10 protein-coding genes and 2 pseudogenes are annotated in these 8,104 nt (G+C 35.9%); 6 read left to right on the top strand and 6 right to left on the bottom strand.

What is annotated here, in order from left to right:
- The 4 genes and pseudogenes from BAQ46_RS31795 to BAQ46_RS29130 all read right to left on the bottom strand — a co-directional run.
- Positions 1–166 (bottom strand): annotated as a pseudogene (locus BAQ46_RS31795) (exosporium leader peptide-containing protein); the annotation flags it as partial.
- Positions 167–431: 265 nt separating this feature from the next.
- On the bottom strand, positions 432–755 hold the full coding sequence (locus BAQ46_RS29140; RefSeq protein ID WP_001110853.1) for a hypothetical protein: 324 nt from the start codon (positions 753–755) through the stop codon (positions 432–434).
- A 20-nt stretch (positions 756–775) separates the two neighbouring features.
- Positions 776–1,000: a spore germination protein gene (locus BAQ46_RS29135; protein WP_000512463.1), complete on the bottom strand. Its 225-nt coding sequence runs from the start codon at positions 998–1,000 to the stop codon at positions 776–778.
- A gap of 77 nt (positions 1,001–1,077) precedes the next feature.
- Entirely contained in the window at positions 1,078–1,383 is a 306-nt protein-coding gene (locus BAQ46_RS29130; protein ID WP_000141219.1) for a rhodanese-like domain-containing protein, read from the bottom strand.
- A 200-nt stretch (positions 1,384–1,583) separates the two neighbouring features.
- On the opposite strand from BAQ46_RS29130, the gene BAQ46_RS29125 reads away from it, so the two are divergent.
- The gene (locus BAQ46_RS29125) at positions 1,584–1,766 is read left to right on the top strand and encodes a hypothetical protein (protein WP_000171893.1); all 183 of its coding nucleotides are present in this window, start codon (positions 1,584–1,586) and stop codon (positions 1,764–1,766) included.
- A 49-nt stretch (positions 1,767–1,815) separates the two neighbouring features.
- On the opposite strand, the gene BAQ46_RS29120 is transcribed toward BAQ46_RS29125, so the two are convergent.
- Positions 1,816–2,940, bottom strand: coding sequence for a homoserine O-acetyltransferase family protein (locus BAQ46_RS29120; protein WP_000706681.1), 1,125 nt, complete (start codon positions 2,938–2,940; stop codon positions 1,816–1,818).
- Positions 2,941–3,092: 152 nt separating this feature from the next.
- Between BAQ46_RS29120 and BAQ46_RS29110 the strand changes: the two genes are divergently transcribed.
- The 5 genes from BAQ46_RS29110 (at position 3,093) to BAQ46_RS29090 (ending at position 7,877) form a co-directional block, all read left to right on the top strand.
- Positions 3,093–4,907, top strand: coding sequence for a spore germination protein (locus tag BAQ46_RS29110; RefSeq protein WP_084638405.1), 1,815 nt, complete (start codon positions 3,093–3,095; stop codon positions 4,905–4,907).
- A 17-nt stretch (positions 4,908–4,924) separates the two neighbouring features.
- A complete protein-coding gene (locus BAQ46_RS29105) occupies positions 4,925–6,025 on the top strand; it encodes a spore germination protein (RefSeq protein WP_071743444.1) in 1,101 nt (366 codons plus the stop codon).
- On the top strand, positions 5,995–7,080 hold the full coding sequence (locus BAQ46_RS29100) for a Ger(x)C family spore germination protein (RefSeq protein WP_071743442.1): 1,086 nt from the start codon (positions 5,995–5,997) through the stop codon (positions 7,078–7,080). The genes BAQ46_RS29105 and BAQ46_RS29100 overlap by 31 nt, the downstream gene beginning before the upstream one ends.
- A 90-nt stretch (positions 7,081–7,170) precedes the next feature.
- Entirely contained in the window at positions 7,171–7,356 is a 186-nt protein-coding gene (locus tag BAQ46_RS29095) for a hypothetical protein (protein WP_000038783.1), read from the top strand.
- Positions 7,357–7,454: 98 nt separating this feature from the next.
- Positions 7,455–7,877 (top strand): pyrophosphohydrolase domain-containing protein, encoded by a 423-nt coding sequence (locus tag BAQ46_RS29090; protein WP_071743441.1) that lies wholly within the window; start codon positions 7,455–7,457, stop codon positions 7,875–7,877.
- Positions 7,878–7,921: 44 nt separating this feature from the next.
- Here BAQ46_RS29090 and BAQ46_RS29085 read toward each other — a convergent pair.
- A pseudogene (locus tag BAQ46_RS29085) lies at positions 7,922–8,104 on the bottom strand (hypothetical protein); the annotation flags it as partial.

Below are 8,104 nucleotides of genomic sequence, written 5' to 3'. Positions count from 1 at the left end.
CCGTGGCTCCCGTACTTCCGGTTGCTCCGGTACTCCCCGTCGGCCCTGTCGTCCCTGTCATTCCAGTTGGCACTGGAGGAAAAGTAGGACCAACAAGATCTGGTGATAACTTAAAATTAGAATGTATCGACCTTTTTATTTTTAAATTTTCATCATTTCCTTCCACTACTCCCACCACCTTCAACAGCAAAATACAATTACAAAATATGCTTCACATAAAGTGAAACTTCAATCAGCCCGACCCCCACCTACCTTCTTTGCTTTCGCTAAATTTTGAGGGGGAATCTTACTGCCCATTAAAGTGGGATAAAAAATCACCTTCTATTTGAATTGTATTTTCCAAAGAGGTTTCCAATACTATTTTTCAAACAATTACTCCGCTTTTCACGCTACATAAGCTCTTCTTACAAATAAAAAACTCCCCTATGATTTTAGGGGAGTCCAGCAACTGAATCCATATTATCTGTATTAGGGACAGCTTGTGCTATACCCGATGCATTTACACTTTGCCCCATATTTGTTCCTGTTACAGTACCAGCAGGAGTACCTCTCGTATACGTTGTTGTGACAGAATCTCCTGGCTGTAAACAAAGCTTCGTCTCCGTCCCTATTACTGTAACAACATCAATCCAAGTACACCCCATCGAACCACTATACGATTTCGAAGCAGTAAATGACGTATCACTCAGATTATCACCAGTAAATATATTCCCAGTGTTATTCACAATAACGAACTCTTTTATATGAGCAGGCATAATTACACTCTACCTTTCTTCTATGAGCCTAATGTACGTGTACTCGTTGCTAATGGCGGAAGAAACACCGATGTTCTAATGACCGCTTCTGGCTGTCTTTTCCCATTTAAAAAAATAGCCGCACTCGATCCTCCAGCACCTGCATACACTTTCGCTACAGCTAAAGGTGAGATATCATAACAATCGCCGACATTAACAGCCCCTGTATTATTTATAATTTTTACTTTCCGTAAGTTAATCCCCATTTACCTATCCCCCTTTTGTACACTGTATGCAAAAGAAAAAAACTTGAAACAGACTCGTTTCAAGTTTTTTAAACTACTTATTTGATTTCGCCTTCATATTGAAGCATACCGCCAACCATGTTCACTGTTTTAAAGCCTTGCTCATTTAAATAATGGCATACATTTTCACTGCGCATTCCCGAGCGACAAATAAAGATATATTCATTCTCTTTATCAAAGAAATCTACTTTATTTGGGATATCCCCCATTTTAATATGTACAGCTTCTGGAATTTTCCCTGTTGCTACTTCTTCATCTTCTCTTACGTCTACTAAAAATAACGTTTCTCCGTTTTCTAAACGCTCTTGTACTTCTTCTGTAGTAATTGTTTTCACTTCTGTCATATTTCGTTCCTCCTTATATACAATAAAAACCTTTAGTTTCTTCCTTGAATAATCATTCCTCATCAATTTTAGCATGCGAAAGAAAGAACGCAAAGAACGGAGAATTTATTTCTCAATTTTCTCGCAAAACTTATTCTTTACAAACATAACTCGTGCATTGTATCCTCAATATACTTGTTTTATGAAGGGAGTCGATTAAAATGACACTTTTTCTTTTCATTATGAGCATTGTGTTCTTACTCGCTGCAATTATTGCACTTAGTATGAAAAATAATAAAAAGATAAAATCACCACAAGAAATGTCATTCTTATTTCTATTACTTAGTATTGCATTCTTCGGTATAGCAATTGCCACATATATTTTCCGCCTACAAATCATGTAAAAAAAGGTGCCTACTACATACATTGCACCTTTTTCACATCATTTATTTTCTACACAAAACTAGATACTTTCCGATTTAAAAACTCATACACTTTCTTTTCAAATAAATGAATATCAAATACTCCTGCCATATGCCCATTTATACTTTCTATCTCATATACTTCTGCATACTTCCCTTGCTTTTGCAATAGGTCTACCATTTTATAATTATAACGTGACGGCTGAAGCAAATCTTGTTTACACGGAATCATAAGTACATTTGCTTCTACATTAGACAGCGCCTCTTCTAAAGACGAAAATCCATGCGCAATGTCATGTAATAAAACTGCTTTCGCAGTGTACATCCACGAATTTGCATCTACTAACTCTATACTTCTATATGTCAATTTGTTTATCTCTTTCTCAAATGATGTTAATGAAGAAACCTTTTCATACGGTTCTACTTCTATACTATTACGAGGGAAGGTTGTTTCATAAAAATGCTCATCAAACGCGTTCATAAACATCATTCTATTTGCTAACTGAAGCCCCTTCATTGGCTGCTCTTCTCCATATTTCCCGCCCTTCCAACTTGGATCCAGCCGGATAGCCTCAATTGCATTTTGCGCTACATTTACCGACGTAATAATTGGATTTTGCGGGTTCGTAATAACACCAATCATCCGCTCTACCATATGAGGGTAATGAACAGCCCATTGCTGCGCAATCATCCCGCCAGCTGATGGGCCCATTACAGCGTGTAACCTTGGGATTCCCATATCTTTTATTAACTCGTATTGCATACGAGCTACATGAAGAAATGTAAAAACCGGAAAGTCCATCGCATATTCATCTCCAGTTTTCGGATTAATCGATTTCGGTCCCGTTGTAATTACATAAGGGTTCTTCACCTGCACATTACAAAGATTATCAGTGCATATAACAAAGTATTTATTTGTATCAATTGCTTTTCCCGGTCCAATTAAACCATCCCACCAACCAGACTCCTCATCATGCGCTGTATATTTTCCTGCTGCGTGACTAGTTGCACTAAAATAATGACAAATCAAAATCACATTGGATCTCTCTCTATTTAAAGTACCATACGTCTCATACCCCATTTGAACAGGAATTGTCCTACCATTTTCAAATGTAAACTCCTTTAAAATAAACTTCTCCTTTTTTACAATTTTCACAGACTCGCCCTCTTCTCGTCATAGTATGAACTGCTTACTAAAAGATTTTTTCTATGCAAATCAATCTCCTCCTTCTTTTCATAAATAAATGAATAATATACAAAATTAGCCACAAAATAGCACTATATTACACAATTAAAGAGGGCATACATATGATTTGGAATTGGCTACGTAAGAAAAAAAAATCAAATACAACAGAGAAAAACGAAACAGATAATTCGGAGCAAAAACCTAACAATCAAGAGGACGACAACAAAGAACAGACTAGAAGTACGAAACATAATAAAGGTAACAATAGCGAGCAAAAAAAAGAGGAACACAAGGAATCTTCTCAAGATAATCAGCAACAAAGTGCTAAACAAGATGAATCTTCTCAAGAGCAACAGAAGCATTCTAAGCAGAACGACTCCGATCAGGGTCAACAGCAACACTCTAAGCAAGACGACTCCAATCAGGATAAGCAACAAAATTCTAAAGGTAATAGTATTTATGATTTTTCGAAACCAGAAAAAGATCGTATTCATTCTTTACAAGATTTAATAGAGAAGCTGAAAAAGTCTAGTGATTTTGTGAATTATCATACATCCGACGACGAAACGATGCCTTATTGGATTTCTTACTATCGTCCTTCGCTTGATGGAGAGAAATTACAAAAATATTTAATGCCCACTCTTTTAGAACGACCTAACGCATCACTAGAAGAGCTGAAGGAACATATTCCGATGAGCGGCATTACAATTACGAACGATTTACAAAAAATTGAGGACATGGTTTTAAAGGGGCATGCGATTGTTCAAGTAAATCAACAAGATCAAAAATGTATGCTCGCAAATATTGCAATTGATAATTATCGTGCACCAACTCCTCCTTTAAACGAATCGACTGTTATTGGTCCGCAAGAAGGTTTTGTAGAAGATATTGATACAAACATAAATTTAGTACGAAAACGTCTTCCTGTTTTAGATTTACAAACAAAAGAGATGATTATCGGTGAGTTTTCCAAAACAAAAGTTGTCATGATGTATTTAGACAACCTTGCTGAAAAAGATAATGTTGATTTTCTAGAGGAGTCTTTACGTGCTCTTGAATATGATCAAATTAATGATAGTGCTTATTTACAAGAATTGATGGGAGAAAAGTCGATTTTCCCTCTCTATATCAATACAGAACGCACTGATAGAGTTACAAAAGCACTAATCGATGGGAAAATCGCTATTTTTGTGGACGGTTCTCCAAGTGTTTTACTAACACCTGTATCCTATTTCGATTTTTTCATTTCACCAGAAGACTACAACGTCTCTTGGCTATACGCTACATTCTCAAGGGTTTTACGTCTTATTTCCGTTTTATTCTCTATATGTGCTACACCGTTATACGTTGCAGTTTTAAATTATCATTATGAACTCATTCCGAGTGATTTACTTGAAACTTTAATTTTATCAAGGGCGCAAGTACCATTCCCGCCTTTAATTGAAGCACTCTTTTTAGAACTCGCAATCGATTTACTGAGAGAAGCTGGGGCAAGGTTACCGATGAAAGTTGGTCAAACGCTCGGTATTGTAGGCGGTATCGTAATCGGGCAAGCATCTGTACAAGCTGGTTTAACGAGTAATATTTTATTAATTATCGTTGCCTTATCAGCACTCGCTTCCTTTATTACACCTATTTATAAAATGGGTAATGCGGTTCGATTACTACGTTTCCCGTTTCTCATATTTGCAGAAATAGGAGGACTTTTCGGGATTTCACTTGGATTTATCTTCTTATTTACGCACCTATTTAGACTTACTTCTTTACGCAAGCCGTACGCTTTGTTCTACCCAACAAGACAACAATCTGTTAAAGATTCTTGGATCCGTTTCCCTTTAACAATGATTGATACACGGGATGTACAAGCAAGGCCACAACATGTAAAAAAAGCAGCGAAAGGAATTTCAACAAAACATAGATCAGACTTTGATGATTAAGAAATGAGGTGCATTCGATGAGTAAAGTTCAAGAAAAATATCAAATATCTCCTATCTTCGTTTTCTTCTTAATTCACGGTGCACAGTTCGGTGCTGGCGTTCTCGGCTTCGCTCGAATCATCGCAAAGGCCGCTGGATATGACGGATGGATGGGCGTTGTAATCACAGGACTCTGTATCCATCTCCTTATATGGATGATGTATTTTTTATTAAAAGAAACAAATGGAAATTTAATTGATTTACAAAGGCAAATGTTTGGAAAGTGGATAGGAAATGTCTTTAATATCACCTTTGCAGCTTATTTTTTAATCGTCAGTATTTCGGTTATTCGAACGTATGTTGAAATTATTCAAGTATGGATGTTTCCTACCGCTTCCACCTTTATGTTAACACTCTTTTTGTGCTTAGTTAGCTATTACATTATCTCTTCTGGATTTCGTGTAATTACCGGTATTTGCGTCATCTCTATTGGTGGTACATTAGGATATTTATTTCTAAGTTTATTCGTTTTGAAATACTCACATTGGGATAATTTACTACCTATATTTACACATTCTTTTTCAGACATTTTAAAATCCGCTCAACTGTCAATCTACAGTATGACCGGTTTTGAGATTTACCTCATGGTGTATCCATTTGTGAAAAAGCCTATGCAATCTCATAAATACGCTCAGCTCGGAGCACTATTTTCAAATCTTCTATATCTATTTAGCACCCTTTTAGCCTTTTCTTTTTTTAGTGAAAAACAATTGTTAAAAACGATATGGGCCCAACTTTCTATGACCCAAGTCATTCAATTACCATTTATAGAAAGACTCGAATATATTGCAATTTCAGGCTATGCACTTGTTATTATTTCAAGTTTTATCCTCCCTTTATGGGCGTCAATGAGAGCAACTCACGAAATATTTCGTGTAAAACAACGAGGTATTTTAATTGCTTTTTTCTTTATCACGCTTATTGTTTCACAACTTTTAACAAACAGGCACGATATTAACAATTTTATTAGTAATGCAGCAAAAGTTAGTTTTTGGCTCATTTATGTATACATCCCAATCCTATTTATCATTGTGTGGGTGAAAAGAAAATGGAAAAAATCAAAAGCACAAGCAAATTAATACTTATTTCTTGTATAACATTCTTCAGTCTAACGGGATGTTTACAAAAAAACATTATCGATGATGTACAACTTATTCAAGGAACCGTATTTGACGTTGCAAAAGATAATAAAGTAAAAGTGACATTCGTTTGCCCCATTCAGAAAAAGGGAAATAAAGTTCAAGTTTTTGAAGGAACTGCAAATGCGGTAAAACAAGTAAAAGCAGATACATCGTTAGAATCTTCTCAACCTTTTGCTAGCGGACAAATGCGTGTCGCTCTATATACGATAAGACTTGCTAAAACAGGAATGGCTACTTCATTCGATACATTACTTCGAGATGTGAATATAGGGAACGCTTTATATGCTGCTTTATTAGAGGGGAATGGTACTGAACTTTTAAAAGGCAAATATTCGACTTCATACAACGTTGCAATTTATATAAAAAAATTGCTAGAACATAATATGGAGACCGGTCCTTTACCAACGGATAACCTACATGTAGGAGCATTCCGTTATTATCAAGAAGGACAAGACTACTATATTCCCATTTTAAAGAAGCATGGTGATAAAATAAAAATTACCGGAATTGGTCTTTTTAAAAAGGATAAATATATCGGTAAAATTGCGGAAAAAGATATGTTCATCTTTAAAGAACTATTAGAGAAACATAAATTAGATTCACATGAATTTAAAACGGATTCTGCATACGTAGTGGTTAACAACATTCGTTCCATTCCATATTACGATATAAAGATTGAAAACGGGAAGCCTTCTTTTTTCATTCACGTTCATCTTGATGCACGTATTCAAGAACTATCAAAACAAATTAACTTAGAAAATAATAAAAACACAAAAAACATTGAAAAAGATGTTCAAAAGCAATTAGATAAACAAGCTGCTAAGTTAATTAAGCAGTTTAAATCTTTAAATGTCGATCCCCTCGGGCTAGGAGCAAAATATAAACACCATTATCGTCCATTCAAATTAGAAGAGTGGAGAAAAATGTACAAAGATGTTCCAATTCATATAAAATACACTGTAAATATTACAAATTCTGGTGTAATTGAATGAGAAATGATTGAACTCCTCTTCCCGGCATGATACAACGGAAAGAGGAGTTTTTATTTTAGATAGAGAGAGAAGATATTTATGGGGGAGCTTATGTCTAAAAAATTAGTAAAGCCTATTTTAAATGGTATTTTATTTCTCGGCGTCTTTTTATTTGCTCATACATACTTAAAAAATGTTTCCTTCACACGTTATTTACTTGTCGTTATACCAATGTTGCTCGTTGGTATGTTTGGCATCGATCTTATTTTATCCATTTTAATTAAGAAAGAAGAATAACAGGCGAGCATCTTATTTTCTATAAGATGTTCTTTTCATTTCATAATCACCTTATGTTACAATGAGATTCGGCACTAAGCGAGAAAGGATGAAACAACATGACAAACGAAAAAGGTTTAGATAAAGGGTACGAACTTGTTGCAAAAATGCATGAAGTATTCGGACATCCCGTAACAAATACTCCAACAAAATTAACAGAAGAACGTGCAAAAATCCGTGCGAGTTTTATGCAAGAAGAGTTAGAAGAATTTCTAGAAGCAACGACTGTTGAAGATCAATATGATGCACTGATTGACCTTATTTACTTTGCATTCGGCACGTTTGCCGAAATGGGCGTACGTCCTGATAAAGGATTCGAAATTGTAAATAACGCAAACATGGCAAAACTATTCCCTGACGGGAAACCTCGATTCCGCGAAGGTGACGGTAAAATTCTAAAACCTGAAGGCTGGCAAGCACCAGAACCACAACTTCGTACTGAAATCGAACGTCAACGCCAAGAAGCTGAAAAAAACTGCTAGGATTTCCTAGCAGTTTTTTATTATGTCTTTTTTTCTGGCAATCATTAATGACCCACGTGTCCCGCATGTCCTGCTGCTCCACTAATGCTAGCCGCTCCTGCTGCTGCCCCCGCTCCTCCTGCTCCAATTCCACCTGTCCAAGGAGAAGATTGTTGTTGATACTGTTGATACTGTTGGTATTGTTGATGTTGTTGATGTTGTTGGCCTTGGTAACCTTGATGACCATG

The sequence above is a fragment of the Bacillus paranthracis genome, from assembly GCF_001883995.1.
GTDB classification, from domain to species: domain Bacteria; phylum Bacillota; class Bacilli; order Bacillales; family Bacillaceae_G; genus Bacillus_A; species Bacillus_A paranthracis.
Note: the sequence above shows the minus strand (reverse complement) of the source record. Positions and strands in the feature narration are given on the sequence as shown.

Excerpts from the sequence above, each read along its gene's own strand:
- BAQ46_RS29140 (WP_001110853.1), bottom strand. The coding sequence starts at position 755 with ATGCCTGCTCATATAAAAGAGTTCGTTATTGTGAATAACACTGGGAAT.
- BAQ46_RS29135 (WP_000512463.1), bottom strand. The coding sequence starts at position 1,000 with ATGGGGATTAACTTACGGAAAGTAAAAATTATAAATAATACAGGGGCT.
- BAQ46_RS29130 (WP_000141219.1), bottom strand. The coding sequence starts at position 1,383 with ATGACAGAAGTGAAAACAATTACTACAGAAGAAGTACAAGAGCGTTTA.
- BAQ46_RS29125 (WP_000171893.1), top strand. The coding sequence starts at position 1,584 with ATGACACTTTTTCTTTTCATTATGAGCATTGTGTTCTTACTCGCTGCA.
- BAQ46_RS29110 (WP_084638405.1), top strand. The coding sequence starts at position 3,093 with ATGATTTGGAATTGGCTACGTAAGAAAAAAAAATCAAATACAACAGAG.
- BAQ46_RS29105 (WP_071743444.1), top strand. The coding sequence starts at position 4,925 with ATGAGTAAAGTTCAAGAAAAATATCAAATATCTCCTATCTTCGTTTTC.
- BAQ46_RS29100 (WP_071743442.1), top strand. The coding sequence starts at position 5,995 with ATGGAAAAAATCAAAAGCACAAGCAAATTAATACTTATTTCTTGTATA.
- BAQ46_RS29095 (WP_000038783.1), top strand. The coding sequence starts at position 7,171 with ATGTCTAAAAAATTAGTAAAGCCTATTTTAAATGGTATTTTATTTCTC.
- BAQ46_RS29090 (WP_071743441.1), top strand. The coding sequence starts at position 7,455 with ATGACAAACGAAAAAGGTTTAGATAAAGGGTACGAACTTGTTGCAAAA.